We start from the raw sequence: 26,928 nt of genomic DNA, 5'->3' as shown, positions 1-26,928 counted from the left end.
CTCACGACGCGACGTCGCACAACGCGCTATCCCACTCACGCACGAACCGCTCGATCCCGAACCGCGCGCACGCATCGCGCTTTGCCGCCGCGCCCCACTCGCGCGCGAGATCCGGATCGCGGATCAGCATGCGCATCGCGTCGATCAATACCTCCGGCCGCGTATCGGCGACGCCGTTGCTGCCGCTCTTGACGAGCTGCGCCATCTCCGTCGTTGCGAGCGCAACGATCGGTAGCCCGATCATCATCGCCTCGATCACCGCGAGCCCGAGGCTCGTGTAGCGGATCGGATTGAAGAAGAACCGGTAGTGCGACAGGAATTGCGGCAGCGCCGGGTTCGGCACCTCGCCGATGCCGCCGAGCGCGGTCGAGCCCATGCCGACCAGATCGAGCGGCACGCTGTGACGCACGGACTCGAACAGGTCCGCGCCGAGACGCCGCCCGCGCCGCGCGATGTTGTTCACGACCGTCACGCCCTTCGGCAGCGTGCCCCGATACTCGACGCCGTCCGGAATCAGCACGCCATGTTCGATCACGCGCGTCGGCGTGACACCGCTGTCCCACATCAGCGCGTTGAACGGCGTCACGTGCACCAGCAACACGTTCGGATCCTGCACCGGGTGCAGCGTGTCGGTCGGATGCTCGCGCGGCGGATCGTGTTCGACGAACAGCGCCGGCAACGCACGCTGCGCGTCGCTCAGGAGCCGCAACCGGTCGTGCGCGTAGTGATTGTGATGCTGGTACAGCACGCAGTCGAACTCGGTGTCGCGCACGCACTCGACGGGCACCTCATACACGTTGTCGCCCCACGGCAGGTGCCCGACCCGCCCCGCGTAACCGGGCGGATGCTGCGGCTTCGTCACGATGTAGAAATCGTGCGGCGCCTGCGACAGGTAATACAGATAGTTGCCATGCACGTGCCAGGTGAGCACGCGCAACCGCTTACGTGACATGACGTCTCTCCTCCGCGAGCAGTTCGCCCGCTCGTTCCATCACGTCGTCGACGCCGATCGCCGTCGCGCACTCGTGCCCGTACGGGCACGTGTCGAACATGCACGGCCGACAGGCCGGATAGTTCGCGAGCACGCGATGGCGCTCTGCGTCGAGCGGCGCCCAGCGTCCCGTATCGCTGCCGCAGGCGACGACGATGCTCGGCGTGCCGAACGCCGCCGCGACATGCGACACGCCCGTGTCGTTGCACAGCACGAGACGCGCGCGGCCGACCAGCGCGGCCAGCGCGCCGAGCGGCGTGCGCCCGCACAGATTCACGCACGGCCGCGCGAGATGTTCGACGAACGCACCGGCCACCGCAAGTTCCGCGCGCGTGCCGGTCAGCACGATCTGCCAGCCGTCGTCTGCGAGCTGCCGTGCCACGCTCGCGAAGCGCTCGACCGGCCAGCGCCGCGACGCCATCCGCGCGCCCGGATGAACGATCACGTAGCGGCCCGCATCGAGCGCATGTTCGTCGCACAGCACATGCCATAGCGCATAGTCGAGGCCGCCGAGCGGAAATTCCAGGTAATCGCCCCAGTCCGGATAACCGAGCTTGCGCGTCAGCGCCAGGTAGCGCGTGACCTCGGGTTCGCCGTCGCGCCAGACGACCGAGCAGTCGAGCGCGGTCGTGCCGCCGTCGGGCGGCACGAAGCCGGCGGTGCGCGTCGCGCCGAGCGACGCGACGATCGCGTTGGTCTGCGCGCCGCTGCCGTGCAACTGGATCGCCAGATCGAAGTCGCGCGCACGGCATTCCGCGACGAACGCCTCGCGCGCGGCCGGCTCGGCGTCCGGCTGCTCGCCCAGGCCCGGCGCGCCCGGAAACGCGATGAAGTTGTCGACGTAATCGGAGAAGCGCGACGCGAACTCGCGCGCCCACGGCAAGCCGATCAGCGTGATGCGCGCGTGCGGCTCGCCGCGCCGCAGCGCGCGCAGCGCCGGCACCGCGCACAGCATGTCGCCAAGCTGCAGCGCGCGGAATACCGCGATGCGTGCCGGACTGGACGATGAAACGGATTCGAGCATCATAGGAAAAACACCCGGAAGTGAAGTGCGCCGCGCACGCGCCAATACAGCGACACGGGCGGAATCGCGATCGACGTGACGACCATCTCGGCAACATGCGACGGCGTGAGCCGCGTGCCGCGCAGCCGCTTCACGCAGAACGCGGCGGTGATCACGGCCCAGGCCACCACGCACGCAATGCCCGGCGCGCGCCATCCGGCCGCGAAGCAGCCGATCGCGCCGAGCACGAACAGCACGGCCGCGTAGTAATTCCATGGCGGCATCGCACGGATATGACGCCGGTAGGTCGCGCGATGCTTCTTGTACAGCAGCGCGTCGAAATACACCTTCGATTGCTGGCCGATGCTCGCGCCCCAGCGTGCGGGGCGCACCGGATGCACGATCCGCGCGGCGTCGACGCCGACGATCGGTCCCGCGTGCTCGCGCAGCGCGAACATCAGGTCGGCGTCTTCGCGCCATGCGCGCGTGAAGCGCTCGTCGAACCCGCCGACGCACTCGAGCGCCGTGCGCCGCACGAAGCAGTTCGCCGTCGCGAATTCCGCACGCGCGAGGCCGGCCGCGTCGCGCTCGTAGTCGGTCGGGCGCGCGCGCAGCGGCACGTCGATCCGCCCCGCCGCAGCCACCGCCGCCGGTTCGGCGAGCAGCGCGGCCGCGCCATGACGCAGCCAGGTCGGATCGGGAATCGTGTCGTCGTCGGTGAACGCGATCAGTGCGCTGCGCGCGCTGCGCCAGCCGATATTGCGCGCGCCCGCCGGCCCCTGCGTATCGGGCGCGGTCATGTAACGGATCACCGGCACGTCGTTCACGCGTGCGCGGCATGCGTCGACGGTTTCCCATGCGCTGCCGGCCGGGTCGTCGTCGACGACGACGATCTCGTAGGTCGTCGGATCGAACACCTGCACGCACAGCGCTTCAAGGCAGCGCTCGAGCAGGTCGGGCCGCCGATACGTCGGCACGACGACCGACACGACCGGCGGCAGTTGCAAGTCGCGCATGTTCATCTCGGCTTCTCCAGCAGGAACGAGCCGATCACGAGCGCGTCGAGCGGTGAAGTCCAGAAGCACTCGATCGCGTCGCGCGGCGAACAGACGATCGGCTCGCCGCGCGTGTTGAACGACGTGTTGACAAGCACCGGCACGCCGGTCAGCGCGTCGAACTCGGTCAACAGCGCATGCAACAGCGGATGCTGGTCTTCATCGACGGTCTGCACGCGCGCCGTGCCGTCGATGTGGCGCACCGCCGGAATCGTCGCTTCCGCCCCCGGCGCAACGTCGTACACGAACAGCATGAACGGCGCGCGCAGCGGCAGGCGCCGGCCGCCGTTGAACCACTGATGCGCGCGGCTTTCGAGCACGACCGGCGCGACCGGCCGGAAGTCCTCGCGATCCTTGATCCGGTTCAGCTTGCGCTGCATGCCCGGATCGATCGGCGACGCGAGAATCGAACGGGCGCCGAGCGCGCGCGGCCCGAACTCCATGCGGCCCTGGAACCAGCCGATCACACGGTTCGCCGCGAGCAGCGCGGCGGTCTGGGCGGCGACGTCCGCGAGCCGCCGATACGGCAGTTGCGCGTCCGTCAGAAAGGCCTCGATCGCGTCGTCGCTGTACGACGGCCCGAGATACGCGTGATCCATCCGCCACTCGCCGCGCATCCCGCGCATCCGGAAGTCGGTCCACAGCGCGGCGCCGAGCGCGGTGCCCGCGTCGCCGGCGGCCGGTTGCACCCATACGTCGTCGAACGGGCCGCGATCGCGAATCTTCGCGTTCATCACGCAATTCAGCGCGACGCCGCCCGCCATCGCGAGCTGCCGCTCGCCGGTCTCGGCGGCGAGCCAGTCGACCGCCTGCAGCGTCGTCTCCTCGAGCACCAGCTGCAGCGCGTGCGCGATGTCGCAATGATGCGGCTCGATCGGTCCGCCGCGCTCGCGCGGCGCGCCGAAGCGTGCGGCGAGATCGGCATCGGCGATCTCGTAGCGGCCGTCGCCGTTGTAGCTCACCAGCTTGCGCATCTCGTCGGCGAACACCGGCTTGCCGTACGACGCGAGCGCCATCACCTTGTACTCGTCGGACGAATGCAGGAAACCGAGGTAGCGCGTCACGCGCTCGTAGAGCAGGCCGAGCGAATGCGGCAGGTTGACCTGACCGAGCCGCCGGTACGACTGGCCGTCGAACACGCCGTAACTCGTCGTCGCGCGTTCGCCGCGCCCGTCCATCGTCATCACCGCGCAATGCTCGTACGGCGCCGCGAGAAACGCGCTGGCCTCGTGCGCGAGATGATGCTCGATGAAGTGCCAGCGGAACGGCCCGTCGTGCGCGACGCCGCGAAACCGTCTCTGCAGGTGGTGCGGCGCGCCGCCGGCGAGCTGACGCGGCGCGTTCACGATCGACGACAGGAACAACGGATGCCATGGTGACACGCCATCGGCGCGCGGCGCATGCGCGGACGGCGCAAGCGGCAGCGTCAGCGCCGTCTCGGTGCCATGACGATCGAGTTCGAGCCACGGATCGTACGAATACGCGACGTGGTCGACATCCGCGAGCGCGATGTCCGCTTCCGCGAGACAGTAGTCGATCGCGTGATACGGCAGCTCCCACGTCGAGAACGGCACCGGCCGCTTCGCGTGCTTCACGTGCGTGAAGCGTTCTTCCTCGGCCGCCGCGATCACCATGCCGTCGCGCACGAGGCAGGCGGCGCTGTCGTGAAAGGCGGCGTTGATGCCGAGCGTATAGGTCGGAGCGGGCATGCGTCAGTTCCTCGTGGTGACGTGCGCGAACGGAATCACGTTCGACGCGTTCGCCGCGGCCGGCTCGGCACCGCGCACGGCGGCCAGCGCGGCCGCGCGTTGCGCATGGCGCACGCTGCCGCGCAACAGCGCGTGGGTCGCCTCGACGACGTCGTCGACGCTCACGCCGAGCAGGCACGGATGGCCGGGCTGGTCGCATACGCTGCGGTAGCAGTTGCGGCACGGCACGTCGACGTTCAACGCGCGGTGCGGCACACGCCATGGCGTGTGCTGCGGATTGGTCAGCGCGTACAGGTCGACGACCGGCGTGCCGAGCGCGGCCGCGAGGTGCACCGGGCCGCTGTTGTTCGACAGCAGCAGGTCCGCCGTCTCGATCAGCGCGCCGAGTTCGCCGAGCGGCAGCGTGCCCGCGAGCGCCACGGCGCGTGGCCCCGCGCGTTCGCACACGGCATCGACGAGCTCACGCTCGTCGGCGCTGCCTGTCACCGCGATGCCATCGAACAGCGGCGCAAGCCGCGCGGCCGCGGCGCCGAAGCGCTCGGCGGGCCAGCGGCGCGACGCCGCGCTCGCGCCCGGATGCACGACCAGCCAGCGCGCGCGCGACGGGCCCGGCCGGCGCGGACCGCCGATCCGCTGCAACGCGGCGCGCAACCGCTGGTGCAACGCGCGTCGCGCCGCATCGCCCGGCTCGAACGCCATCCGCCAGTCGGAGGTTTTCGCGCCGACGGCGCGCACCAGCGCAAGCTGGCGCGCGACCTCGTGGCGCACGTGGGAATCCGGCTCGGTTTCGGGCACGCGATCGGTCAGTAGTTCGTACGGATTCTCGCGGCAATGCGCGAGCCTCAGCGGGATGCCGGCGAGCCAGCACATCATCGCGGCGGGCAGCGGGCTCTGGCTGTACACGGTGAAGATCGCCGCCGCGTCGAAGCGGCCGGCCAGCAGCCGGTCGATCATGTCGAGATCGGTCACCGGATCGCCGTGCGCGTCCGGATGTTTGACCCATGGCGCGTCATACGTCCACACGTCGTCGACCATCGGCAGGTGTTTCGTCAGCGCGGCGCCGGTACGCGACGTCAGCAGCGTGAGCCGGCGGCCATGCCCACTCTCCTTCAGCGCGCGCAGTGCGGGCGTCGTCATCAGCACGTCGCCGAGGCTGTCGAGCCGCACGCACAGGATGCGTCGGGCGCGCTCCCAGGTGGCGCTCATCGCCGCACCCACGAGCCGTGACGGCGCACGGCCTCGCGTACGACGATGTCCGCGGCGAGATCGAGACGGTCGACCACATGGTGCGGCGTGCGCGCGGCATCGAGCCGCCATTCGGTCTCGTTGCCGCAGTCGACGAGTATCGTGCTGCAGCGCGCGGCGCGGCCGGCCTCGACGTCGTCGAGAATGTCGCCGATCATCCAGCTCCATTCCGCGACCGCGCCGAGCGTGGCGATCGCGCGGCGCACCATCGCGGGGCGCGGCTTGCGGCAGACGCAGTCGCACGTGTAGCGCGGCACACTGCCGGCCGGGTGATGCGGGCAATAGAAAAAATCCGCCAGCGTCGCGCCGTTCGCTTCGAAGAGTTCGGCGAGACGCTGACGGACCGCGCCAAGCTTCGATTCGTCAAAGTGGCCGAGCGCGACGCCCGGCTGGTTCGACACGACCGCGATCGGCATGCCCGTCGCGCCGAGCGTGCGCAACGCGCGCGCGGCGCCCGGCGCGAGCCGCATCCGCGCGGGGTCGACGTTGTACGGCACGTTCTCCAGCAGCGTGCCGTCCTTGTCGAGCAGCACCGCGCCGGGCAGCCGTCGCTCACGCCTCAGGGCCATGACGTCTCCTTCATCGGCAACACCATCAGTTCCGGCACGACGGTGCCCGGCGGCTGCGTCAGCACGAACCGCACGGCGGCCGCGACGTGCTCCGGCTGCTGGAGCGTGTCCTCGTCGATGTCGGGGAAGCGGTCGAGCAGGAACGGCGTGCGCATCCCGCCCGCGACGATCGCGGACACGCTCACGCCGGCCGGCCGCAACTCCGCATGCAGCGCATGCGACAACCCGAGCAGCCCCCACTTCGTCGCGTGATATGCGGACGCATTCGGCCATGCGCGTTTCGATGCGGTGGACGCGATGTTGACGATGTGCCCCGCGCCGCGCGCCTTCATCATCGGCACGACCGCGTGGCACATCAGGTACGGGCCGAACAGGTTGGTCATCAGCACCTGTTGCCAGGCTGCGACGCTGACGTCGTCGATCGGCGCGGTCACGTCGATCGCCGCGTTGTTGACGATCACGTCGAGATCGCCGAGCGCCTCGCGCGCGTCGTGCACGACCTGCAGCACCGACGCCTCGTCACGCACGTCGAACGGCCTTCCGACCGCCTGGCCGCCATGCCGCTCGAGGCGCTGCGCGACGGCCGCCGCGCGATCGCCGTCGAGATCGGCCACGATCACGTGCGCGCCATGTTGCGCGAGTTCCTCACAGATGGCTTCGCCCAGGCCGCGGCCGCCGCCCGTCACGAGCGCGGTGCGGCCGGCGAGCGGCGCTCGGGCTGGATCGTGAGTCGCGTTCAACATGCACCTCCTGCGAGTGTCCGAAGAATCGTGGCCGTGACGCTTGTCGCGACACGCGCCGGTGCAGGAGGTACAGCGAGAACCGTGCCAGTCTGCGCACGGCCGCGCCGCATCGGGCCGCCGCGCCCGCCGACGGGCTTTTTTATAAGCTGCTGTAAAAACCGGCGCGGCCCGCGGCGCTCAGATCGCGAGCCCGTCCGGCGTCGCCTGCGCGCGGTGCTTCGCGAGCGCGCGCAGGCAGTGCGCGATGCAGCCCGCGAACGCCTCGTCGAACCACGGCTGCGCGCCCGACACGCCGACCACGATCCCGTGCTGCGCGACGCCGCCCCACAGGTTCGTGTCGCCCGCGCGCAGCCGGTACGGCTCCAGCGCCTGCACGACGTGACCGTCGCGGCCGGTTTCCCACGACAGTCGCGCCTTCGCGCGCGCATAGGCGCGATAGTCGGCGTCCCAGTCCTTCGGGTCGGGCAGCGAGAACTCGTAGAGGATCGCGTCCTCGAACGCCGCGTCGCGCGGCCCGAGCGCCGGATCCATGATGACGATGTGCAGGCAACCACTGTCGCCGACGAAGTCGCTCTCCAGCGCGGCCGACAACGTCGGCAACAGCAGTTCGACGGCCGCGACCGCGGCCTGGCGGTTGGCGAATGCGCTACCGGCGCGACGCTCGGTCAGGGCTTCGGATGTCGCCGGGTTCGGAAGGTTCGGCATGGATATCTCCAGAGGAAAACGCGAGCGCACGGAGCGTCGCGGAACACGAAGCCGAGCGCGTTCAGCGGCAGGTTGATCTGGATGATGTACGCGTTGATCAGCACGAGATCACCGATCGTCATCGTGCCGCGAATGAAAGCGCGCGCCCGAGCCTGTGCAGATGGCCGAATGTGCGCACCGTAAACGATGCGGCCGTGTGCTGCATGACCTGCACGAAGGTCATGTCGCGCACTTCGTTCAGCACGTTCGCCGTGAAGCGCACGCAAAGGCCGCGCGCGTCGCGATCGTCACGCGGCCGGTCGTCAGTGCCGGTCGTCATGCGCGCGATGCCTGTGTCCGCGGTTGAATCATCCTCGTATCGGCGGTCATCGGCGCTTTAACGGCGCGTGTCGCGATCGCGGTCGGCACCGCTGCCCGGTTCCGGCTCGCGCACCGCGGGCTGCGTCGGCGTGACCGTGCGCTGGGACGGATGCAGCACCATGCCCGTATCGTGGTCGCCGTTGTTGCGTTGCACGCGCACACGATTTTCGACGTCGCGCACGCACATGCAGCTGTCGGCGATGTCCTCGATGTCGTGCCTCATCCAGCGTGACGGCACGGTCCCGTCAAGTTCGACGCGGCCGTCACGCACCTGCACGGACACGTCGCTCACGTCGATGTCGAGCGCATGCGCGAGTCGCTCGCAAACGTCCTCGCGAATCCGCTCGTCCGAGCGCGTATAGCCTTTCGGGCCGCGACGGTGGCGCATGGTGTCGCGTTGCGCATCGCTGCCGAAGCGCGACGGATCGCGGGAATCGTAATCGCGCTCGCCGCCATACCAGGCCATCCGGTGATGGCCACGGAATCCCTGCTGGTCGCCGCCGTAGCGGCTGGGACGACCGTCGCCGTCTTCCGGGCGACGGCCACGGTTGCCATAGCCGCGTTCGGCTTCCCATGCCGGATCGCGCGCGCCGTCCGGTGCGTCGCGCCAGTCACCGCTTGCACCGCGCTGTTCGGCCGACGAGCGTGCCGAGCGCTCGCTCCATTCGCTGCCCCAGTCTTCCGGGCCGACGTCCTCGCTCGCGAAGCGCCGGTACGCGGATTCGTAGTCGGCATCCTGCCGTCGGGATTCGTCGCCGCGCAGATCGCGCTCGCCGGTGTCCCGGTACGCGCGTGCGCTGCGCTCCTGCCAGTCGGGCGGGCCGCTCCGTTCGGCTTGCCGTCCGGGATATCGTCGTTGCATCGTGTCTCTCCTTGTTCGCGGCTGTGCCGCGCGCGGCCCCATGTCGCGTCGCGGCGCGCGTCGGTCAACCGGTTGCAAGTCACGTGCCGCGTGGCCGGCCGTCGCGCAGAGGCGGCGCGCCGACGTCAATAGTCCGGTCCACGCCGTGATCGCCGCATCTCGCGCCCGATGTCCACGGACGAGCGACGTTGACCGGTCACTCGTCGCCGAACGCCCCTTGCCGGGCCTCCCTATCTGCAACGGGATTGCAGTTTTTGCGCGGCCGGTCGCCGTGCAACGACCCTATACGTCGCCCGTGCCGGGTTCCTCCGGCGCGTCGGGATCGTCGACGCCGCCGGGCTCGCTCAGCCGTTCCGTGCGATCCGGCTCGATGTCGGCGCCTTCCTCGAGCCCCGCGTCGCCATCCGCGGACGCGCGCTCGCCGGTGCCCGCGCGGTCCGTATCGCTGTCGAGGGCCGCGTCGCCGCGCTCCAGCGCGTGTTCGTCGAGCGGCGAATCGACGTCGAACGGATGGCGCCGCGCGCCCGCCGTGTCGCTGCCGCTGTCGGACGAGTCGCTCGGCCCCAGCGCGCGGCCGTCGCGCCCGCGCCGTGCGTTGTCGTCGTCCGGGCCGGCCGGTTCGTTGTCGGGATTCAGTGTGCTGTTCATGTCGATGCCCTCGTGTAGCCGCAAAGCGTCGCACCGCTCCCGGCGGGGCTCTCGCGCCCGTCCCGTCGCGGCGTGCGGACCGGACGGCGATGCAATCGCCATGCCGCGTCGCCGCCGCCCGGCCCTCCGCCGGCACGATTTCGCGCCGCGCGCGCCGCGCGGCACACGCCATGCGCCCCCATTGATCAGGTGAATTGACCTCCCTTATGCTTTCGGGCGTGTCAATCCGATTTGAATGGCCGCAGCCGGCCGGGCCGACTGCGGCGGGGCGGCGTTCCTCCGCCCGCATCCGACTTGCCGTGACGATGAAGACAAACGACACCATTTCCGATCCGCCCCCGCCGCTCGGACCCAACGACGCGCGCGATTTGCTGCACCGCTTCGCCGAGTTTCGCTTCGAGACCGTCGTCGGTGCGATCACCGACTACGCGGTGTTCATGCTCGACACGCATGGCAACGTCGCGACGTGGAACGCAGGCGCCGAGCGCATCAAGGGCTATCGCACGGCCGACATCGTCGGCCACCATTTCTCGCGCTTCTATCCGCCCGACGCGATCGCCGCCGGGCGGCCCGCATTCGCGCTCCGGGAAGCCGTCGCGCACGGTCGCTTCGAGGACGAAGGCTGGCGCGTGCGCAAGGACGGTTCGCTGTTCTGGGCCAGCGTGACGATCACGGCCGTGCACGACCATGCGGGCCAGCTGGCCGGCTTCATCAAGATCACGCGCGACATGACCGAGCGCAAGCGGCTTGCCGAGCTCGAAGTGTCGACGCACCGGCTCAGCGTGTTCATCGCGATGCTCGCGCACGAATTGCGCAACCATCTCGCGCCGCTGCGCCATTCGGTCGGCGTGCTGCAGAGCCTGCCCGATCCGGCGCCCGCGCTCGCGCAATGCCGCGACGCCGTGCACCGCCAGGTCGGACAGTTGACGCGGCTGGTCGACGACCTGCTCGACGTCGGGCGCATCACCGCCGGCAAGGTCGAACTCGACGACGCGCCGGTGACCGTGCGCGACCTCGTCTGCCGCGGCGTGGAAAGCATCCAGCCGAAGCTGGCCGTGCGCGAGCAGCACATTCGCGTCGATCTGCCGGCCGATCCGCTGGTGGTGCGCGGCGATGTGGCGCGGCTCGTCCAGGTGCTGCACAACCTGCTCGACAACGCGTCGAAATTCTCGCCGCAGGGCGGGCGCATCGACGTCGGCGCGCGCGCCGAAGGGCCGACCGTCGCGATCCGCGTAACCGATCACGGTGTCGGCATCGCGCCGGGCGCGCTCGAATCGATCTTCGACCTGTTCGAACAGGAAGGCGCGTCGGGCCGGCGCCCGTCGGACGGCTTCGGGCTCGGCCTCGCGATCTGCCGGTCGTTCGTCGAGCTGCACGGCGGGATGATCGCCGCCGAAAGCAGCGGCCCCGGCCATGGCGCGACGTTCACGGTGCGGCTGCCGATCGAGCACGCGACGCGCGCGGCGCCCGGCGACGCGCCCGCACCGCGCGCAACCGAACAGCCGGCCGGTGCGCCGCTGCGCATCGTCATCGTTGACGACAACCGCGACTCCGCCGACACGCTCGCCGTGCTGCTGCAGGTCAAGGGCCACGCGCCGCACGTCGCGTACAACGCGAGCGACGCGCTGGCGCTCGCGAGCGAGGTCGTTCCGCACCTGATGCTCGTCGACCTCTCGATGCCCGACGTCGACGGCTTCACGCTGCTGCACGAACTGCGCGCGATCGACGTGCTGGCCGACACGACCTGCGTCGCGTTGTCCGGCCATGCGAGCCCGGCCGACCTCGCACGCACCGCGAGCGCGGGCTTCGACGATCACCTCGTCAAGCCCGTCGAGATGGCGGTGCTCGACGCGCTGCTGCAGCGCGTCGCCCGCCAGGTTCACGACACGCGCTGACCGTTCAGGCCATCGCGCGGCACATCGCGGCGCAGGTATCGCATGCCAGCGCGCAGCGGCGGCAATGGTCGTGCGCGTGCTGCAGGCATTCGGCCGCACACAGATCGCATGCGAGCGCGCAAAGCGCACACACCTGGGGCGCGAGCACGCTGGCGCGCGCCATCGCGCCCGATGCAAGGCGGCATAGCTGCGCGCACTCGATGTCGAGCGCGATGCAGGCGGTCAGGGTCTGCGCTTCGGGTTCCGCCAGGCATCCCGCGATACATGCGTCGCACGCATGCGCGCACGCGTCGCACGCGGCCATGCAGTTGTCGTAGCGATCGTCGATCTCGTTCATCACTGCCCTCCTCCTTCCGGTTCGCATCGTCATGGCGTCAGCTTCACCTTCATCCAGCCAGGCTCGCGCACGTCGAACGCGCGATACGCGTCGATCGCGTTCGTCAGCGGCTCGGAGCGTGTCAGCACGGACGCCGGGTCGAACGCCCCGCTGCGCACGAGCTCGATCAGCCGCGGCGTGATGGTCCGGTGATTGCAGTTGCCCATCTTGATCGTCAGGTTCCGGTTCATCGCCTCGCCGACCGGGAACACGCGCGCCTGCGGCGGATACACGCCGATCACCGCGACCGTGCCGGCCTTCGCGACCACGCGCACCGCCCATTGCAGCACCTGCGACGGCCCGTCGCCGGGCACCCAGTAGCGGCCGTCCGGCTTGCGGCGCGGCGCGACGGCGTCGACTTCCGCATCGAACGCGCGCGCCGCGTCGCGATCGGCGGTGGCCGGGCCGTGCGTCGCGCGCATCGCGTCGACGCCGACCGCGTCGATCGCACGATCGACACCGATCCCGCCGGTGAGCCGCAGCACCGTGTCGACGGGGTCCTCCTCGGAGAAGTCGATGGTCTCGGCGCCTTGCGCGCATGCCATCTCGAGCCGCGACGCGATGCGGTCGATCGCGATCACGCGACCGGCGCCCATCAGCTTCGCGCTCGCGATCGCGAACTGACCGACCGGCCCGGCGCCGAATACGGCCACCGTGTCGCCCGGCTTGATCTCCGCGAGCTGCGCGCCGAAGTAGCCGGTCGGGAAAATGTCGGACATCAGGATCGCACGGTCGTCGTCGATCGCGTCGGGCAGCCGGATCAGGCTCGCGTTCGCGAGCGGCGTGCGCGCGTATTCGGCCTGCAGCCCGTCGAACGGCCCCGTGTCGGCCGGGCCGCCGTAGAACGCGGTGCCCGCGCGCGGCCCGCCCGGGTTCGCGACGTCGCATTGCGCGGTGTAGCCCGCGCGGCAGTACACGCAGCTGCCGCACGCGATCGTCGACGGAATCAGCACGCGATCGCCGCGCTTCAGGTTGCGCACGTCGCGCCCGACCGTCTCGACGATGCCGACACCCTCATGGCCGAGGATCGTGCCCGGCTTCATCCCGCCGAGCGTGCCGCGCACCATGTGCAGGTCGGTGCCGCAGATCGCGCTGGCCGTGAGGCGCACGACCGCGTCGGTCACGTCGGCGACTTCCGGGTCGGGTACCGTATCGATGCGAATATCGCCGATGCCGTGAAATACGACTGCTTTCATGTCAGGCCCTCCTTGTCGAAAGCGGAAACGGTATGGATACCGTCGTGCTGTTCGAGCAAGGCGCGCGCCCGTCGGCGACGGGGAACACCGGGCGGTTCGCGTTCGGGTTCGTCGTCGCGAACAGCGTCGCAAACGCGTCGACGGCGCAACGGGAGTCGCGGTACGCCGGCCTCCGCGCTTGTCGCGACGCTGCAACGACCGTTGCATACGCAACGCGTTGACCGTAGCGTGCATCCCTCAACGCACGGTCGCCAGCCCGCTCACGCGTGCGTCGCGCCCTGCTGCTCGAGCGCGGCTTCCGCGCGCAGGCAGTCGAGATCGCGGCCGATCGTCGCGACCGCGAGCCGTGCGTTGCCGCGCCAGAACGTCACCGAACCGTCGTGCGCGCGCAGGTCGCCGTCGATCTCGACGCGGTCCCATTGGTCCGCGTGTCCGACATAGCGCACCGTCAGGTCGTAATGCTGGCTCCAGAAGAACGGCACGGCGTCGAACGGCTGCTGCCGGCCGAGCATGTTGCGCGCCGCGGCGATCCCTTGCCGCTCCGCGACGACCCAGTGCTCGACGCGAATGCGTTCGCCGGTCAGCGGATCGGGCCAACGCGCGATGTCGCCGGCCGCGTAGATGTCCGGCACGCTCGTCTGCAGGAAACGGTCGACCGTCACGCCGCGATCGACGGCCAGCCCCGCGTCCTGCGCAAGCGCGACGTTCGGATGCACGCCGATGCCGACCAGCACGACATCCGCCGGCAGCACGTCGCCGTTCGACAGCGTGACGTGATCCGACACGATCTGCGCGGGCGTCGCGCCGAGATGGAACGCCACGCCGTGCGACTCGTGCAGTGCGCGGATCGTATCGCCGAGCGCGTCGCCGAGCACCCGCGCCATCGGCCGCGCATCGGGCGCGACCACGTCTACGTCGAGCCCGCGCGTGCGCAGCGCGGCGGCCGCTTCGAGGCCGATGAAGCTCGCGCCGACCACGACGCAGCGCCGCGCGCTCTTCAGCTTGCCGATCAGCGCATCGCAATCGGCACGCGAACGCAGCACGCACACGTGCGGAAGATCGGCGCCCGGTACGGTCAGGCGGTTCGGCTCGGCACCGGTGGCGAGCAGCAGCGCGCCGTAGCCGACGCGGCTACCGTCCGCGAGCTCGACCGCGTGTTGCGCGGGGTCGATCCGCGCGACGCGCGTGCCACAGCGCACGTCGATGCGCTGGTCGGTATAGAACGACGCGCCGCGCAGCGGCAGCCAGTCGGCTTCGGCCGTGCCGGCCAGATAGTCCTTCGACAGGTTCGGTCGATCGTACGGCGGCTCGCTGTCCGCGCTCAGCAGCGTGATCGCGTGCGGGTAGCCTTCCTGCCGCAGCGTCACAGCCGCCGAGATCGCGGCCGCCCCACCGCCGACGATCACCACCGATTCGGGCAATCCGGGCGCATTCGACACGGGCGGCGACGCGGCAGGCTGCGCGCCGAGCACGACCGCGCGGCCGTCTCGACGTTCGACGCGCCAGCACGTCAGGCCGTCGAGCGCCGGCGCACGCAGCCGTTCGCCGGTGCGCAAGCAGAACGCCGCGTGATGCCACGGGCAGCGAATCGTGTCGCCGACCAGCAGTCCGTCGGCCAGCGGTGCGCCGTAGTGAGGGCATTGCGCGCCCACGGCAAACAGGGCGTCGGCGCGGCGCACCAGCAGCACCGTGTCGTCGCCGACCTGGCCCTCGATCATCGCGCCGTCGGCGATGTCATCGAGCGAAATGCCCTGCGCAAGATCGGGGCGTGAAGACGATGCGTCGCTTCCGGACATGGCGCGGCTCCCGGCTGAGGTAACGATCCCATTATCGGCGTCCTTCCCGAAAAGAGCAGGGACGGACGACCCCGCAGCGCACGCAAACGCGAACCATGGCTCGTACGCGATCCGCAACCGGCGCGGAACGTCATCGACGTTGCGGCGCAACACGCTGGATACGCGTGCGCGGGTGTCAGGCATGCGAAGCAATCCGCATGCCGTGCGCGACATGCAGCCTGGCGGGCCGCTCTTGAACGGCCAATCCGTGCCGGACGCGGCGCGCTTGCGGGTTGCCGCCATTTCGACGATGACACTGTTATCGATGTGGAATCCTTCGTTCTTCGCCGACAGCGCCGGCCACGCGCACGCGGGCGGTGTTACCGGCGCGTGTGCGCATCTTCCTCGACATCGTCGACTTCCGCCGGAAAACGATGCTGACCGAAACTGAGGATCAGTACGCCCACCGCGAGCAGCACGATTCCGACCGTGGTCATCAGCATTCGCTCGGGGCTGTCGGTGGCGCCGCGCAGGATCAGGTCGCGCGCAAGCGACGTCATCGCGATGAACAGCGGAAAGCGCACCGGCAGCCGGCCGAGCCGCAGGTAGCGCACGTCCATCGCGAGCACTTCGAGATACAGAAACATCAACAGCAGGTCGGTCAGCGACACCTCGCCCGCGAGCACGACCTTCCACGCTTCCTGCGTCATCGCGAACGCGGTCGCGAGACCGATCACGATCAGCCCGGCCAGCTCGGCCGCATGGAGGAAGTGTCCGAAGCGGCGGCGGATGCGCTCGGCGGCCGTATCGGCGGAAACAGTGGACGTATTCAAAACGACGGCCCGTGCAATGGCTTGGATGCCGCGGTCGATACTCCATCGACACGGCGGATGGTTTCGCGAGGATGAACGGTTGCGCACGCATCTATCCGGGCGGCAGCACTCATGGAACGCGACGCCGGCATCTCGTCGCCCATGCGGTCCGGCAACAACCGGCAGCCGGGATACCGTTCGAGGCGATCGAGCCGCGCGTTCACCTGTGCCTTGCCCGGCATCAGGCTGGACGCCGCGCCGGACACCCCGCCATGCTCGATCACTGCATCGAAAATACGCGTCTCTTCCAGAAGGTTCATCATGATGGTTCTCGTCGGCGGGCGGAGCGAATCCAATCTACTGCGCGCGCCACGCCCGCTCAAGAGCACAGCGCCGCGCGCTTCAGGAGTACAGCTGCACGCCCGCCGCGCGAAATCGGACCCCGATCAATCCATTCGAATGACAGTTCGCCGATACGTGTTCCAAAGACCCGCCGAAGCTGCTAGATTGCATGCTCGACGCCGTCACGCGGTGCGGCGAGGTCACGCGCCGGGCGAATGCGCGGCCACCCCTGCCACCGCTTGCGCCCGGGCGGCAGGCCGCCGCCGTGGCCCGTTGCGCGACGCATGCGCAACGAACGTCCTTCATCCGCATGTCACAAAGAGAACAGTCGCATGACACAGTCCAACCGTTCGTCTTCGCGCGCCGCGGCATTCGCGGCCCGTCCGTCCCGACATGACTGACCGGCAGGCCGCGATGCAAACCCTTCCCCCGCTCTCCCAGGCCGTTCACAGTCCGATCACGCGCAGCGCGATCTTCCTCGTCGCAACCGTCAACCCGGGCGCCGACCGCGCCGACACGATCCGCGCGTGGTGCGGCGACATCGCCGCGCTCGTGCGCTCGGTCGGCAAGCGCGTGCCGGGCGGCAACCTGTCCTGCGTGTGCGGCTTCGGCGCCGACGCATGGGATGCGCTGTTCGGCGATCCGCGCCCCGCGTCGCTGCATCCGTTCCGTGAATTCGGCGCCGGCCAGCGTGTCGCGGTCGCGACGCCGGGCGACATCCTGCTGCACATCCGCGCCGAGGCGATGGATCTGTGCTTCGAACTCGCCACCCAACTGCTCGGCGCGCTCGGCGACGCGGTCACGGTCGTCGACGAGGTGCACGGCTTCCGCAACTTCGACCAGCGCGCGATGATCGGTTTCGTCGACGGCACCGAGAACCCGGAAGGCCGCGAGGCGGTCGACTTCACGGTGATCGGCGACGAGGATTCGGCATTCGCGGGCGGCAGCTACGTGATCGTGCAGAAGTACCTGCACGACATGGCCGGCTGGAACGCGCTCGCGGTCGAGACGCAGGAGCGCATCATCGGGCGCACCAAGCTGTCCGACATCGAGCTCGCGCCGGACGTGAAACCGTCGTGCTCGCACAGCTCGCTGACCACGCTCGACGAAGACGGCAAGGAAGTGAAGATCCTGCGCGACAACATGCCGTTCGGGCGCCCCGGCTATGGCGAATTCGGCACCTATTTCATCGGCTACGCGCGCTCGCCGGCGCCGATCGAGCAGATGCTCGAGAACATGTTCGTCGGCCGCCCGCCCGGCAACTACGACCGGCTGCTCGACTACAGCCGCGCGGTCGCCGGCTCGCTGTTCTTCGTGCCGTCGGCCGACCTGCTCGAAGCGCTCGCCGATCGCGCTGCACCGGCCGCCGACGCGATCGCCTCGCAGCCGGCACCCACCTCGCCCGAGTCGCGCCGTGACGGCTCGCTGAACATCGGATCGCTGAAAGGAGCCAAAGCCCATGAATAACCTGCACCGCGAACTCGCGCCCGTTTCCTCCGCCGCCTGGGAACAGATCGAGGAGGAAGTGGCGCGCACCTTCAAGCGCTCGGTGGCCGGGCGCCGCGTGGTCGACGTCGAGGGCCCGGCCGGCCCCGCGCTGTCGGCCGTCGGCACCGGGCATCTGCGCGAGGTCGCCGCGCCGCGCGAGCAGGTGAGCGCACGGTTGCGCGAAGCGCGTACGATCGTCGAGCTCACGGTGCCGTTCGAATTGAGTCGCGATGCGATCGACAGCGTCGAGCGCGGCGCGCGCGACGCCGACTGGCAGCCGGCGAAGGACGCCGCGCAACGGCTCGCATTCGCGGAAGACGGCGCGATCTTCGATGGCTACCTGGCCGCGGACATCGTCGGCATCCGCGAAGGCACGTCGAACCGCAAGCTCACACTGCCGGCCGACGTCGGCGCGTACCCGGACGCGATCAGCGACGCGCTGGAAGCACTGCGGCTCGCCGGCGTCGACGGCCCGTACTCGGTCGTGCTCGGTTCGGATGCCTACACGGCGCTGAGCGAAGCGCGCGACCAGGGCTACCCGGTCCTCGGCCACATCAAGCGCATCGTCAGCGGCGAGATCATCTGGGCGCCGGCGATCAGCGGCGGCTGCGTGCTGTCCACCCGCGGCGGCGACTATGAACTTCACCTCGGCGAAGACGTGTCGATCGGCTACACGAGTCACACCGACAAGGTCGTTCGCCTGTACCTGCGCGAAACGTTCACGTTCCTGATGCTGACGAGCGAGGCATCGGTGGCCGTGGCGCCGCAGGCCACCGCGGCGACCTGACGTCCCGCCCGCGCGCGATGCCTGCCGGGCATCGCGTGCACCGGCCGCGTTGCCGGCCGCACGTTCGTCGTCGCCGAACCATCCTGAATGGAGGCGTGAAATGAGCGAATCGAATGACGCATTACAGGCGCTGCAGGCGTCGGTCGACAGCCTGAAGCAGGCCGTCGACGCGAACGCGAGCCGCCACGCCGGCGACACCGCCGTGCTATTCACCGTGGTAGCGCTAATGCTGGCCGAGCTGCCGCCCGACACCCGCAACCTGATCGAGGATTCATTCTCCGTCTGGGCCAATGATCTGCAGGATGCAACCCTGTCATCCGCCGTGAAGCAGATCGCACGACAGCGACTTGCGATGACGCTCTCCGACTGACCCCGCTTCGCCGTGATGCGCGCCCACGCGCGCGCATCACGCGCCGCCACCTTTTCGTATCCCGCACGCCGCACCCGCATGCGCGCTCGTCTGTACTCCTTGCGTCTCCCGAGCACATGCATGTGAGGGTGCAATTCGCGGCCGGGCCGATGCGGAACTGTGTCTTGGAGGCCCCGGCCCGATTCGCTATTTTGAACGCAGTCGAAGCAATGCCGCGGGCTCCGCGAAGCACCGGCGTTGCTGGCGTCGAACGCGACCGGTCGCCGTACCGGTGCGTGCTGCGCGAGGGCACGGCCTCGGCATGCGCGCAACCGGTCGCGAAGGCAATCGGCAAGACGTCGTCCGGTGCGAGGATGGACGCGCACTGAAGCCCGACGGGCCCGCAAGCACGGGCCCGCATGACCGGCTCCGTCCGCGGGCCGGAACCGCCCCACGCCGCGACGCGGCGCAACCCGAGCCACCCCGCAGCGGGTCCGGCTCATGGAGATTCACATGACAAATCGACGCGAAGTGCCAGGCATCAGGAAGTACGATGGGCCCGCCGGCGGTTGGGGCGCGCTTCGCGCGACAGCCGAGGCCGTGCGCACGCAAATGGAAACCATCGAGGCGCCGATCGTGCTGATGCGGACGAATCAGCCCGACGGTTTCGACTGCCCCGGCTGCGCGTGGCCCGACAAGGAACACAAGTCGACGTTCCAGTTCTGCGAGAACGGCGCGAAGGCCGTCACGTGGGAAGCGACGACCAAGCGCGTGACGCCCGAGTTCTTCGCGGCAAACACGGTGTCGTCGCTGCTGCGACTGTCAGACTACGAGCTGGAGAATGAGGGCCGGCTCACGCATCCGCTCGTCTACGATCGCGCGACCGACACGTTCCGCGCGGTCGAATGGGACGACGCATTCGCGCGCATCGGCGAGGTGCTGCGCGCGCTGCCGCCCGAGCAGGTCGAGTTCTATACGTCGGGCCGCGCGTCGAACGAAGCCGCGTACCTGTATCAGCTCTTCGCGCGCGAGCTCGGCACCAACAATTTCCCCGACTGCTCGAACATGTGCCACGAGCCGACTAGCGTCGGCCTGCCGCAGTCGATCGGGATCGGCAAGGGCACGGTGTCGCTGGAGGATTTCGACCACTGCGAGCTGATCATCTCCATCGGCCACAACCCCGGCACGAACCACCCGCGAATGATGGGCACGCTGCACGAGTGCTCGCGCCGCAACGTGCCGATCATCGTGTTCAACCCGCTGCGCGAGCGCGCGCTCGAACGCTTCGCGGATCCGCAGGACATGATCGAGATGGCGTCGTTCGGCTCGACACGTATCGCTTCGACGTACTATCAGGTCGACGCGGGTGGCGACGCCGCCGCGCTGAAAGGCATCATGAAGGCGCTGCTGCGGCTCGAGACCGAGCGCGGCGACGTGCTCGACCGCGACTTCATCGCGCAGCACACCGACGGCTTCGACGCGTTCTCCGCCGACCTGCAGGCGACGTCGTGGGACGACATCGAGCGCGCGAGCGGCCTGAGCCAGGCACAGCTCGAACAGGTCGCGCTCGCCTACGCGAAGTCGAACGCGACGATCGTCACGTACGGGATGGGCGTCACGCAGCACAACAAGGGCACCGCGACCGTGCGCCTGATCGCCGACCTGCTGCTGATGCGCGGCAACTTCGGCAAGCCCGGTGCTGGCATATGTCCGCTGCGCGGCCACTCCAACGTGCAGGGCAACCGCACCGTCGGCATCACCGAGAAGCCGTCGGCCGAATTCCTGCAGAAGATCGAGGACGTGTGCGGCTTCAAGCCGCCCGCGCATCACGGGCACGACGCGGTGCAGGCGATGCAGGCCATGATCGACGGCCAGGCCAAGGCGCTGCTGTGCCTCGGCGGCAACTTCGCGGTCGCGCTGCCCGATCCCGAGCTGTCGTTCCCCGCGATGGCGAAGCTCGATCTGAGCGTGCATCTCGGCACGAAGCTGAACCGCTCGCATCTGCTGGTGGCAAAGGAAACCTACATCCTGCCTGTGCTCGGCCGCACCGAGCTCGACATGCAGGCGAGCGGCCGGCAGTCGATCACCGTCGAGGATTCGATGTCGATGGTCCATGCATCGGCCGGCAAGCTCAAGCCGGCGTCCGACCAGTTGCGCTCGGAGCCCGCGATCGTCGCCGGAATCGCGCATGCGACGCTGCCGAACAGCAAGGTCGCATGGCTCGACCTGATCGCCGACTACGACCGCATCCGCGACCTGATCGATCGCACGGTGCCCGGCTTCGAGGCGTTCAACGAACGGATCCGCACGCCGGGCGGCTTCCGCCTGCCGCTGCCGCCCACCGAGCGCGTGTGGCCCACGCCGACCGGCAAGGCGACTTTCTCGGTCTACAAGGGCGTGAAGGAAGACGCCGACGTGCTCGGCGCCGAGCAAGTGCTGCGACTGATCACGCTGCGCAGCCACGATCAGTACAACACGACGATCTACGGGCTCGACGATCGCTATCGCGGCGTGTTCGGGCGGCGCGACGTGCTGTTCATGAACGCGGCCGATCTCGAGAAGTACGGGCTCGAACACGGCGACCTCGTCGACGTCGAGACGATCACCGCATCCGGCCGCACGCTGCGCCTCGAGAAGATCACCGCGATCGAGTACGACATCGCGCCGGGGTCGGTCGGCGCGTATTACCCGGAAGCGAACGTGCTCGTGCCGCTCGACTACATCGACAAGGAAAGCGGCACGCCGTCGTACAAGTCGGTGCCGGTGCGGGTCGCGCGTTCCGCGGGCGTGTGATTCGCGGAGCGGGCGAGGTTGCGATGTCCGGTACGACATGCCGCGCGCCTGAACCTGCTCGTCGCCCCTCTTCCCCGTCTCCCGGCCGCCGCGTCGCATCCGATGCGGCGGCCGCTTCCTTTCGTCACGTCGAGAGACGATCCGCTTACCGCGCCGCCGACGACGGCAGCTGCGCGCCCGTCTGCCGGCGCCGGTACGCGCTGTCGCGGGTCGCGAGCCAGTAGTACAGCGGCGACGTCAGCGCCAGCCCGACGAGCCACGACAGGTCTGCGCCGCCGAGATGCGCGGGAATCGGGCCCGCATACATCGGCGTGTTCATGAACGGAATCTGCACGGCGATCCCGATCGCATATGCGAGCAGCGCCTGCGGATTGAAGCGGCCGTACACGCCGCCGTCCGCCATAAAGATCGACTGAATGTCGTACTTGCCCTTGTGGATCACGTAGAAGTCGATCAGGTTGATCGCCGTCCACGGCACCAGCACGACGAGCAGCGCGAGCACGAGATCGACGAGATTGCCGACGAAGTTCGTCGACGCGCCGATCGCCGCGTAGCAGCATGCGACGAAGATCACCACCGACACCACTGCGCGCGTCTTCGCGGTCGGAATCCACTTGTACGCGAAGGTCTGCACCGACGTGATGACGGCGAGCACCGCGCCATACAGGTTCAGCGCGTTGTGGCTGATCACGCTCAGCAGGAACAGCACCAGCATCAGCGGGCCGAGCGGGCCGGTCGCCTGCTTGACCGCATCCATCGTGTCCGCGCCGGCCGGCACCGCGAGCACCGCGACCGCGCCGAAGATGAACGCGAGCGTCGAGCCGATCGTGCAGCCGAGATAGGTCGCCCAGAACGTCGACGCGACGCCGGCGTCCTCCGGCAGGTAGCGCGAATAGTCAGACACGTACGGCGCGAACGCGATCTGCCACAACGCGGACAGCGACACCGTCGCCAGCCACCCGGCAAAATCGAAGCCGCCGCGCGTGAGGAAATCGGCGGTGCTCACGTGCGACAGGATCATCCAGAAGCCGACCACGATGCCGATGCCGAGCACCCACGTGCCGATCCGGTTCAGGATGTGGATGAACCGGTAGCCGACGATTCCGATCAGCCCGGAACCCACCGCGCCGATCACGATGCCGACGGGCACCGGCACCGACGACGCGATGCCGTGCACCGACTTGCCGGCCAGCACGATGTTCGATGCGAAGAAGCCGACGTACATCACCGCCGCGATCACCGTGACCAGCAGCGCGCCCCACGAGCCGAACTGCGCGCGGCTCTGGATCATCTGCGGGATGCCCATCTGCGGCCCCTGCGCCGAATGCAGCGCCATCAGCACGCCGCCGACCGCCTGGCCGACGACGATCGCGACGATCGCCCACATCAGGTTCAGGTGAAAGAGCTGCACGCCGAGCGCGCCGGTCACGATCGGCAGCGGCGCGATGTTGCCGCCGAACCAGAGCGTGAACAGGTCGCGCACCTTGCCGTGGCGTTCTGCGGGCGGCACGTAGCCGATCGTGTGTTTCTCTATCATGGGGGACGCGTTGCGGTCCGCGGTCGTCATGGCGAAGTCTCCTGTCCTGCGCGGCGATGCGCGCGTGCCGTGTCAGCCGGCGCGCGCCGAAGCGTGCGCCTGCAATCGGGTCCGGATACGCTGGCGGCAGTTCGCCGCGCGCATGCGCGCTTTTGTCGCGATCCGGATTGGAGACGATGGTGCGCCACGCATGCGGCGCCCGGAAATTACTAAAAATATTTCCGAGACATACGAAAAAGCTCTGCAGCGGAAACGTCGGCGCCGATTTTCTTCAGGTAAGGTGCTACCCGAAACGATGGACCGATTACGCGCTCCGGCGACGCATGTGCGCGGTGCCGAGCATCAGAGGTGCCTGTGGCTCACTACACTTTGCGGCAACTGAAATATTTCGTGACGACGGTGGAATCCGGCAGCGTCGCCGAGGCGTCGCGCCAGCTCTTCATCGCGCAGCCGTCGATCTCCAGCGCGATCAAGGGGCTCGAGGAAAGCTTCGGCGTGAAGCTGTTTATCCGCCATCACGCGCAGGGCGTGTCGCTGACGCCATCCGGCACGCGTTTCTACCGGAAGGCGCAGGAACTGCTGCGCATCGCGCACGAATTCGAACAGAACGCGCTCGCCGACAACGACGTGATCACCGGGCAGATCGACATCGGCTGCTTCGAGACCGTCGCGCCGCTCTATCTGCCGCAACTGATCGCGGGTTTTCGGGAGCGCTATCCGGGCGTCAACATCCGGCTGCGCGACGGCGACCAGCAGGAGCTCGTGCAGGGCCTGACGGCCGGCACCTTCGATCTCGCGTTCCTTTACGACCACGATCTCGACGGCACGATCGAAACCGAGCCGCTGATGCCGCCTCAGCAGCCATACGTGCTGCTGCCGGAAAACCACCGGTTCGCGGGCCAGTCGCACGTATCGCTGCACGACCTCAGCATCGAGCCGATGATTCTCCTCGACGTGCTGCCGAGCCGCACATACTTCGTCAGCCTGTTTCGCGAGCTCGGGCTCACGCCGAACATCGTGTTCGCTTCGCCGTCGATCGAAATGGTGCGCGGCATGGTCGGCCAGGGATTCGGCTTCTCGCTGCTCGTCACGCGGCCGCACTCCGAATACACGTACGACGGCCGGCGCGTCGTGACGATCGCCCTCAGCGAAACGGTGAGTCCGTCGGGGCTCGTGAGCGCGCGGTTGAAGCGCGGTCAGCTGACGAAGCAGGCGCAGTCGTTCGTCGAGTTCTGCCGCGAGCGGCTGGCGCAGATCGTCGCGGAATCGGCGCGATAGCAACAAAGAAACCGCACGCGCCGCGGAGCGGCAGCGTGCGAGATGCGGCATGCGGCTCCGCGGCCTGATCAGTCATCCGAAGCGAGATACGCCGCGAGACGGCCCAGCATCGCGTCGCATCCGTGCAGCTGCTCGACCGCGACGAATTCGTCGGGCTTGTGTCCCTGGTCCATGCTGCCCGGCCCGCACACCACGGTCGGAATGCCGGCCTGCCCGAACAGCCCGCCCTCTGTGCCGAACGCGACCGTGCCGAACGTGTCGGAGCCGCTCAGCATCGCGAGCAGCCGCGCGGCTTCGCTGTCCGGCGACGTCGCGAGCCCCGGATACGAACCGAGCGGTTGCAGTCGGATATCGGTATCGGGTTGCACCGCGCGCATCTTCGGCAACAGTTCGGATTCCGCATAATCCTGCAGCTTTCTCGGCACGTCATGTGCGTCGAACGCCGGCAGCGCCCGCACCTCGAAGTCGAATTCGCATTCGGCCGGCACGATGTTCAGCGCGCGGCCGCCCTTGATCAACCCGGCCTGCACGGTCGAGAACGGCGGATCGAAGCGGCTGTCTTGATGCTCGGGCCGCGCGAGCGCCGCGCCGATCTCGCCGAGCCGGCCGATCAGCTTCGCCGCGTAATCGATCGCGTTGACGCCGAGCGGCGCGTATGCCGAGTGACACGCGGCGCCCTTCACGTGGCAGCGCATCGCGAGCTTGCCCTTGTGACCGAGCACCGGCTTCAGTTCGGTCGGCTCGCCGATCAGGCACAGGCGCGGCCGGTGCTCGCGCGCGGCCAGCGCATCGAGCATCGGCCGCACGCCGAGACAGCCGACTTCCTCGTCATACGAAAACGCGAGATGCACCGGCAGGCGCAGCGGCCGCGCGACGAACGCCGGCACGGCCGCGAGCACCGACGCGATGAAGCCCTTCATGTCGGCCGTGCCGCGCCCGTACAGCCGGCCGTCGCGCTCGGTCAGCCGGAACGGCTCGACCGTCCACGCCTGGCCGTCGACCGGCACCACGTCGGTATGGCCCGACAGCGCGATGCCGCCGCGATCGCGCGGCCCGATCGTCGCGTACAGGCTCGCCTTCGTGCGTTCCGCGTTGTAGAACAGCTCGCTCGGGACGCCGAGGCCGTCGAGGTAATGGCGGATGAATTCGATCATCGCGAGATTCGAATCGCGGCTGACCGTCGCGAAGCCGATCAACCGTTCGAGCAATGCGCGGCTCGACGTGTCACTCATCACCCGGCACTCCGTAGCTCGGCGCGGCAGTCGGGTTCAGCGCGCGTGTCTGGTAATCCTGCATCTGCGGGCGATACGCGCGCCACAGCGCATCCAGTTGCCCGATCGGATCGGCATCGGCCCAGTCGACGCGCAGGTCGACGATCGGCCAGGTCACGTCGCCGACCACCTTCAGTGCCGCCGAATGCACCGGTCCGGCCTCGCCGCCCGCCGCGATCGCCGCGTGCATCGCGGCCAGCAGGCGGTCGGCCAGCAGCCCGGGCGACTGCTCGAACGCACGCGCCATCGCGTCGATCACGCCCGGCGCGGCCAGCAGGTTGCCCGCCGCCACGCATTGCTCGCCCTCAACCGCATGGTGCGTGCCGAGCGCCTCCTTCCCGGTGAAGCACGCGGTCTGCCCCTGCCCGTCGATCACCGTGACCTGCCGGTACTGGCTCCAGCCGTTCGCGCTGAGCGCGCGGTCGAGCGCGGCCGCCGGTGCGAGCTGCCGGTGCTCGATCAGGTCGAGGATCTGCGGGCCGAGCGCCGGCAGCGTAACGTTCTGCGTGGCGACCGCGCCGACGCCGGCGCGCACCCATGGGCAGCGCGCGCCCACCGCGATGCTCGACGAACTGATCGCGATCCCGAGCTGCCCCGTTTCCGGGCAGCGCCCGACGATGGAGAATGTCATGTCGCCTCCTATGCGCGGTTCGGTTGCCAGTTGTCCGGGATCACCGCGATCACGTCGATCTCCATCAGCCACTGCGGCTGGCCGAGCGCCGAGACGACGAGCCCCGTCGAAATCGGGTAGACGCCTTTCAGCCACTTGCCGACTTCCTGGTACACGGGCTCGCGATAGCGCGGGTCGATCAGGTAGGTCGTCGTCTTCACGATGTGCGTGATGTCGCTGCCGGCTTCCTCGAGCAACTGCTTCACGTTCTTCATCGCCTGCTCGGCCTGCGCGCGCGGATCGCCGAGGCCGATCAGGTTGCCGTCGAAATCGGTGCCGACCTGGCCGCGCACGTAGACGGTGTTGCCGGCGCGCACGGCCTGGCACAGGTCGTTGTCGAGCGTTTGGTTCGGGTAGGTATCCTTCGTATTGAACATGCGGATACGGGTGTGGGTAGGCTGGCTCATCGAGGTCCTTCGATTGACGGTGGGTTCGCCCGCCGCGCCGGGAGCGGTCGCGGCGGGTTCCG

Annotated in this window: 26 protein-coding genes; 6 read left to right on the top strand and 20 right to left on the bottom strand. The window is 69.0% G+C overall.

What is annotated here, in order from left to right; genetic code table 11:
• Position 1: 1 nt before the first annotated feature.
• The 11 genes from WS87_RS29595 to WS87_RS29550 form a co-directional block, all read right to left on the bottom strand.
• The gene (locus WS87_RS29595) at positions 2 to 952 is read right to left on the bottom strand and encodes a glycosyltransferase (protein WP_059817050.1); all 951 of its coding nucleotides are present in this window, start codon (positions 950 to 952) and stop codon (positions 2 to 4) included.
• A complete protein-coding gene (locus WS87_RS29590) occupies positions 942 to 2,018 on the bottom strand; it encodes a glycosyltransferase family 9 protein (protein ID WP_059817051.1) in 1,077 nt (358 codons plus the stop codon). The genes WS87_RS29595 and WS87_RS29590 overlap by 11 nt, the downstream gene beginning before the upstream one ends.
• A complete protein-coding gene (locus WS87_RS29585; RefSeq protein WP_059817052.1) occupies positions 2,015 to 3,016 on the bottom strand; it encodes a glycosyltransferase family 2 protein in 1,002 nt (333 codons plus the stop codon). Before WS87_RS29585 ends, WS87_RS29590 begins: the two co-directional genes overlap by 4 nt.
• Positions 3,013 to 4,758: a carbamoyltransferase family protein gene (locus WS87_RS29580; protein WP_059817054.1), complete on the bottom strand. Its 1,746-nt coding sequence runs from the start codon at positions 4,756 to 4,758 to the stop codon at positions 3,013 to 3,015. Before WS87_RS29580 ends, WS87_RS29585 begins: the two co-directional genes overlap by 4 nt.
• A 3-nt stretch (positions 4,759 to 4,761) precedes the next feature.
• Positions 4,762 to 5,964, bottom strand: coding sequence for a glycosyltransferase family 9 protein (locus WS87_RS29575; RefSeq protein ID WP_059817367.1), 1,203 nt, complete (start codon positions 5,962 to 5,964; stop codon positions 4,762 to 4,764).
• Entirely contained in the window at positions 5,961 to 6,572 is a 612-nt protein-coding gene (locus WS87_RS29570; RefSeq protein WP_059817056.1) for a D-glycero-alpha-D-manno-heptose-1,7-bisphosphate 7-phosphatase, read from the bottom strand. The genes WS87_RS29575 and WS87_RS29570 overlap by 4 nt, the downstream gene beginning before the upstream one ends.
• Positions 6,563 to 7,315: an SDR family oxidoreductase gene (locus WS87_RS29565; protein ID WP_107938229.1), complete on the bottom strand. Its 753-nt coding sequence runs from the start codon at positions 7,313 to 7,315 to the stop codon at positions 6,563 to 6,565. The genes WS87_RS29570 and WS87_RS29565 overlap by 10 nt, the downstream gene beginning before the upstream one ends.
• Positions 7,316 to 7,492: 177 nt before the next feature.
• Positions 7,493 to 8,020 (bottom strand): hypothetical protein, encoded by a 528-nt coding sequence (locus WS87_RS29560; protein ID WP_059700794.1) that lies wholly within the window; start codon positions 8,018 to 8,020, stop codon positions 7,493 to 7,495.
• A 118-nt stretch (positions 8,021 to 8,138) separates the two neighbouring features.
• Positions 8,139 to 8,339 (bottom strand): hypothetical protein, encoded by a 201-nt coding sequence (locus WS87_RS33910; RefSeq protein ID WP_059817058.1) that lies wholly within the window; start codon positions 8,337 to 8,339, stop codon positions 8,139 to 8,141.
• A 57-nt stretch (positions 8,340 to 8,396) separates the two neighbouring features.
• Entirely contained in the window at positions 8,397 to 9,242 is an 846-nt protein-coding gene (locus WS87_RS29555; protein WP_059817060.1) for a BON domain-containing protein, read from the bottom strand.
• 282 nt (positions 9,243 to 9,524) lie between these two features.
• Entirely contained in the window at positions 9,525 to 9,890 is a 366-nt protein-coding gene (locus WS87_RS29550) for a hypothetical protein (protein WP_059692850.1), read from the bottom strand.
• Positions 9,891 to 10,195: 305 nt separating this feature from the next.
• On the opposite strand from WS87_RS29550, the gene WS87_RS29545 reads away from it, so the two are divergent.
• Positions 10,196 to 11,785, top strand: a complete 1,590-nt coding sequence (locus tag WS87_RS29545) for a PAS domain-containing hybrid sensor histidine kinase/response regulator (protein WP_059817369.1) — start codon at positions 10,196 to 10,198, stop codon at positions 11,783 to 11,785.
• A 4-nt stretch (positions 11,786 to 11,789) separates the two neighbouring features.
• On the opposite strand, the gene WS87_RS29540 is transcribed toward WS87_RS29545, so the two are convergent.
• The 5 genes from WS87_RS29540 to WS87_RS34100 all read right to left on the bottom strand — a co-directional run bounded on the left by WS87_RS29540 (position 11,790) and on the right by WS87_RS34100 (position 16,267).
• The gene (locus WS87_RS29540; protein ID WP_059700790.1) at positions 11,790 to 12,122 is read right to left on the bottom strand and encodes a four-helix bundle copper-binding protein; all 333 of its coding nucleotides are present in this window, start codon (positions 12,120 to 12,122) and stop codon (positions 11,790 to 11,792) included.
• A gap of 29 nt (positions 12,123 to 12,151) precedes the next feature.
• Positions 12,152 to 13,357: a zinc-dependent alcohol dehydrogenase gene (locus tag WS87_RS29535; RefSeq protein ID WP_059817063.1), complete on the bottom strand. Its 1,206-nt coding sequence runs from the start codon at positions 13,355 to 13,357 to the stop codon at positions 12,152 to 12,154.
• Positions 13,358 to 13,617: 260 nt separating this feature from the next.
• Positions 13,618 to 15,153, bottom strand: coding sequence for an FAD-dependent oxidoreductase (locus tag WS87_RS29525; protein WP_059817068.1), 1,536 nt, complete (start codon positions 15,151 to 15,153; stop codon positions 13,618 to 13,620).
• A 359-nt stretch (positions 15,154 to 15,512) separates the two neighbouring features.
• On the bottom strand, positions 15,513 to 15,965 hold the full coding sequence (locus tag WS87_RS29520; protein ID WP_059817071.1) for a phosphate-starvation-inducible protein PsiE: 453 nt from the start codon (positions 15,963 to 15,965) through the stop codon (positions 15,513 to 15,515).
• Positions 15,962 to 16,267: a helix-turn-helix domain-containing protein gene (locus tag WS87_RS34100; protein WP_059817075.1), complete on the bottom strand. Its 306-nt coding sequence runs from the start codon at positions 16,265 to 16,267 to the stop codon at positions 15,962 to 15,964. The genes WS87_RS29520 and WS87_RS34100 overlap by 4 nt, the downstream gene beginning before the upstream one ends.
• Before the next feature lie 412 nt (positions 16,268 to 16,679).
• Here WS87_RS34100 and WS87_RS29510 point away from each other — a divergent pair, with 412 nt between their 5' ends.
• The 4 genes from WS87_RS29510 to WS87_RS29495 all read left to right on the top strand — a co-directional run bounded on the left by WS87_RS29510 (position 16,680) and on the right by WS87_RS29495 (position 21,703).
• Positions 16,680 to 17,753, top strand: coding sequence for a Dyp-type peroxidase (locus WS87_RS29510; RefSeq protein ID WP_059817077.1), 1,074 nt, complete (start codon positions 16,680 to 16,682; stop codon positions 17,751 to 17,753).
• Positions 17,746 to 18,561 carry a family 1 encapsulin nanocompartment shell protein gene (locus tag WS87_RS29505; RefSeq protein WP_059537130.1) on the top strand — a complete coding sequence of 272 codons (816 nt, stop codon included), beginning with the start codon at positions 17,746 to 17,748 and terminating at the stop codon, positions 18,559 to 18,561. The genes WS87_RS29510 and WS87_RS29505 overlap by 8 nt, the downstream gene beginning before the upstream one ends.
• A gap of 100 nt (positions 18,562 to 18,661) precedes the next feature.
• On the top strand, positions 18,662 to 18,931 hold the full coding sequence (locus WS87_RS29500) for a hypothetical protein (protein WP_059817079.1): 270 nt from the start codon (positions 18,662 to 18,664) through the stop codon (positions 18,929 to 18,931).
• Between the two features lie 492 nt (positions 18,932 to 19,423).
• A complete protein-coding gene (locus tag WS87_RS29495) occupies positions 19,424 to 21,703 on the top strand; it encodes an FdhF/YdeP family oxidoreductase (RefSeq protein ID WP_059817081.1) in 2,280 nt (759 codons plus the stop codon).
• Positions 21,704 to 21,848: 145 nt separating this feature from the next.
• Here WS87_RS29495 and WS87_RS29490 read toward each other — a convergent pair whose 3' ends face one another.
• Positions 21,849 to 23,270 carry a purine-cytosine permease family protein gene (locus tag WS87_RS29490; RefSeq protein ID WP_059817083.1) on the bottom strand — a complete coding sequence of 474 codons (1,422 nt, stop codon included), beginning with the start codon at positions 23,268 to 23,270 and terminating at the stop codon, positions 21,849 to 21,851.
• Between the two features lie 324 nt (positions 23,271 to 23,594).
• On the opposite strand from WS87_RS29490, the gene WS87_RS29480 reads away from it, so the two are divergent.
• The gene (locus tag WS87_RS29480; RefSeq protein ID WP_059817085.1) at positions 23,595 to 24,518 is read left to right on the top strand and encodes a LysR family transcriptional regulator; all 924 of its coding nucleotides are present in this window, start codon (positions 23,595 to 23,597) and stop codon (positions 24,516 to 24,518) included.
• 68 nt (positions 24,519 to 24,586) lie between these two features.
• Here WS87_RS29480 and argE read toward each other — a convergent pair whose 3' ends face one another.
• The 3 genes from argE to WS87_RS29465 are packed head-to-tail and all read right to left on the bottom strand — an operon-like array spanning position 24,587 to position 26,866.
• Positions 24,587 to 25,750 carry an acetylornithine deacetylase gene (argE, locus tag WS87_RS29475; RefSeq protein ID WP_059817087.1) on the bottom strand — a complete coding sequence of 388 codons (1,164 nt, stop codon included), beginning with the start codon at positions 25,748 to 25,750 and terminating at the stop codon, positions 24,587 to 24,589.
• Positions 25,743 to 26,420 (bottom strand): DUF1028 domain-containing protein, encoded by a 678-nt coding sequence (locus WS87_RS29470; protein ID WP_059817090.1) that lies wholly within the window; start codon positions 26,418 to 26,420, stop codon positions 25,743 to 25,745. The genes argE and WS87_RS29470 overlap by 8 nt, the downstream gene beginning before the upstream one ends.
• Positions 26,421 to 26,428: 8 nt before the next feature.
• Entirely contained in the window at positions 26,429 to 26,866 is a 438-nt protein-coding gene (locus WS87_RS29465) for a RidA family protein (RefSeq protein ID WP_012337533.1), read from the bottom strand.
• Between the last annotated feature and the right edge of the window lie 62 nt (positions 26,867 to 26,928).

The sequence above is a fragment of the Burkholderia sp. MSMB0856 genome, from assembly GCF_001524645.2.
Lineage (GTDB): Bacteria > Pseudomonadota > Gammaproteobacteria > Burkholderiales > Burkholderiaceae > Burkholderia > Burkholderia diffusa.
The sequence above is the reverse complement of the archived record's forward strand: the minus strand, read 5'-3'. Positions and strand labels throughout refer to the sequence as shown.

What these genes read in the sequence shown, in the direction of transcription:
- WS87_RS29595 (WP_059817050.1), bottom strand. Translation starts at nt 952, where the DNA reads ATGTCACGTAAGCGGTTGCGCGTGCTCACCTGGCACGTGCATGGCAAC.
- WS87_RS29590 (WP_059817051.1), bottom strand. Translation starts at nt 2,018, where the DNA reads ATGATGCTCGAATCCGTTTCATCGTCCAGTCCGGCACGCATCGCGGTA.
- WS87_RS29585 (WP_059817052.1), bottom strand. Translation starts at nt 3,016, where the DNA reads ATGAACATGCGCGACTTGCAACTGCCGCCGGTCGTGTCGGTCGTCGTG.
- WS87_RS29580 (WP_059817054.1), bottom strand. Translation starts at nt 4,758, where the DNA reads ATGCCCGCTCCGACCTATACGCTCGGCATCAACGCCGCCTTTCACGAC.
- WS87_RS29575 (WP_059817367.1), bottom strand. Translation starts at nt 5,964, where the DNA reads ATGAGCGCCACCTGGGAGCGCGCCCGACGCATCCTGTGCGTGCGGCTC.
- WS87_RS29570 (WP_059817056.1), bottom strand. Translation starts at nt 6,572, where the DNA reads ATGGCCCTGAGGCGTGAGCGACGGCTGCCCGGCGCGGTGCTGCTCGAC.
- WS87_RS29565 (WP_107938229.1), bottom strand. Translation starts at nt 7,315, where the DNA reads ATGTTGAACGCGACTCACGATCCAGCCCGAGCGCCGCTCGCCGGCCGC.
- WS87_RS29560 (WP_059700794.1), bottom strand. Translation starts at nt 8,020, where the DNA reads ATGCCGAACCTTCCGAACCCGGCGACATCCGAAGCCCTGACCGAGCGT.
- WS87_RS33910 (WP_059817058.1), bottom strand. Translation starts at nt 8,339, where the DNA reads ATGACGACCGGCACTGACGACCGGCCGCGTGACGATCGCGACGCGCGC.
- WS87_RS29555 (WP_059817060.1), bottom strand. Translation starts at nt 9,242, where the DNA reads ATGCAACGACGATATCCCGGACGGCAAGCCGAACGGAGCGGCCCGCCC.
- WS87_RS29550 (WP_059692850.1), bottom strand. Translation starts at nt 9,890, where the DNA reads ATGAACAGCACACTGAATCCCGACAACGAACCGGCCGGCCCGGACGAC.
- WS87_RS29545 (WP_059817369.1), top strand. Translation starts at nt 10,196, where the DNA reads ATGAAGACAAACGACACCATTTCCGATCCGCCCCCGCCGCTCGGACCC.
- WS87_RS29540 (WP_059700790.1), bottom strand. Translation starts at nt 12,122, where the DNA reads ATGAACGAGATCGACGATCGCTACGACAACTGCATGGCCGCGTGCGAC.
- WS87_RS29535 (WP_059817063.1), bottom strand. Translation starts at nt 13,357, where the DNA reads ATGAAAGCAGTCGTATTTCACGGCATCGGCGATATTCGCATCGATACG.
- WS87_RS29525 (WP_059817068.1), bottom strand. Translation starts at nt 15,153, where the DNA reads ATGTCCGGAAGCGACGCATCGTCTTCACGCCCCGATCTTGCGCAGGGC.
- WS87_RS34100 (WP_059817075.1), bottom strand. Translation starts at nt 16,267, where the DNA reads ATGATGAACCTTCTGGAAGAGACGCGTATTTTCGATGCAGTGATCGAG.
- WS87_RS29510 (WP_059817077.1), top strand. Translation starts at nt 16,680, where the DNA reads ATGACTGACCGGCAGGCCGCGATGCAAACCCTTCCCCCGCTCTCCCAG.
- WS87_RS29505 (WP_059537130.1), top strand. Translation starts at nt 17,746, where the DNA reads ATGAATAACCTGCACCGCGAACTCGCGCCCGTTTCCTCCGCCGCCTGG.
- WS87_RS29500 (WP_059817079.1), top strand. Translation starts at nt 18,662, where the DNA reads ATGAGCGAATCGAATGACGCATTACAGGCGCTGCAGGCGTCGGTCGAC.
- WS87_RS29495 (WP_059817081.1), top strand. Translation starts at nt 19,424, where the DNA reads ATGACAAATCGACGCGAAGTGCCAGGCATCAGGAAGTACGATGGGCCC.
- WS87_RS29490 (WP_059817083.1), bottom strand. Translation starts at nt 23,270, where the DNA reads ATGACGACCGCGGACCGCAACGCGTCCCCCATGATAGAGAAACACACG.
- argE (WP_059817087.1), bottom strand. Translation starts at nt 25,750, where the DNA reads ATGAGTGACACGTCGAGCCGCGCATTGCTCGAACGGTTGATCGGCTTC.
- WS87_RS29470 (WP_059817090.1), bottom strand. Translation starts at nt 26,420, where the DNA reads ATGACATTCTCCATCGTCGGGCGCTGCCCGGAAACGGGGCAGCTCGGG.
- WS87_RS29465 (WP_012337533.1), bottom strand. Translation starts at nt 26,866, where the DNA reads ATGAGCCAGCCTACCCACACCCGTATCCGCATGTTCAATACGAAGGAT.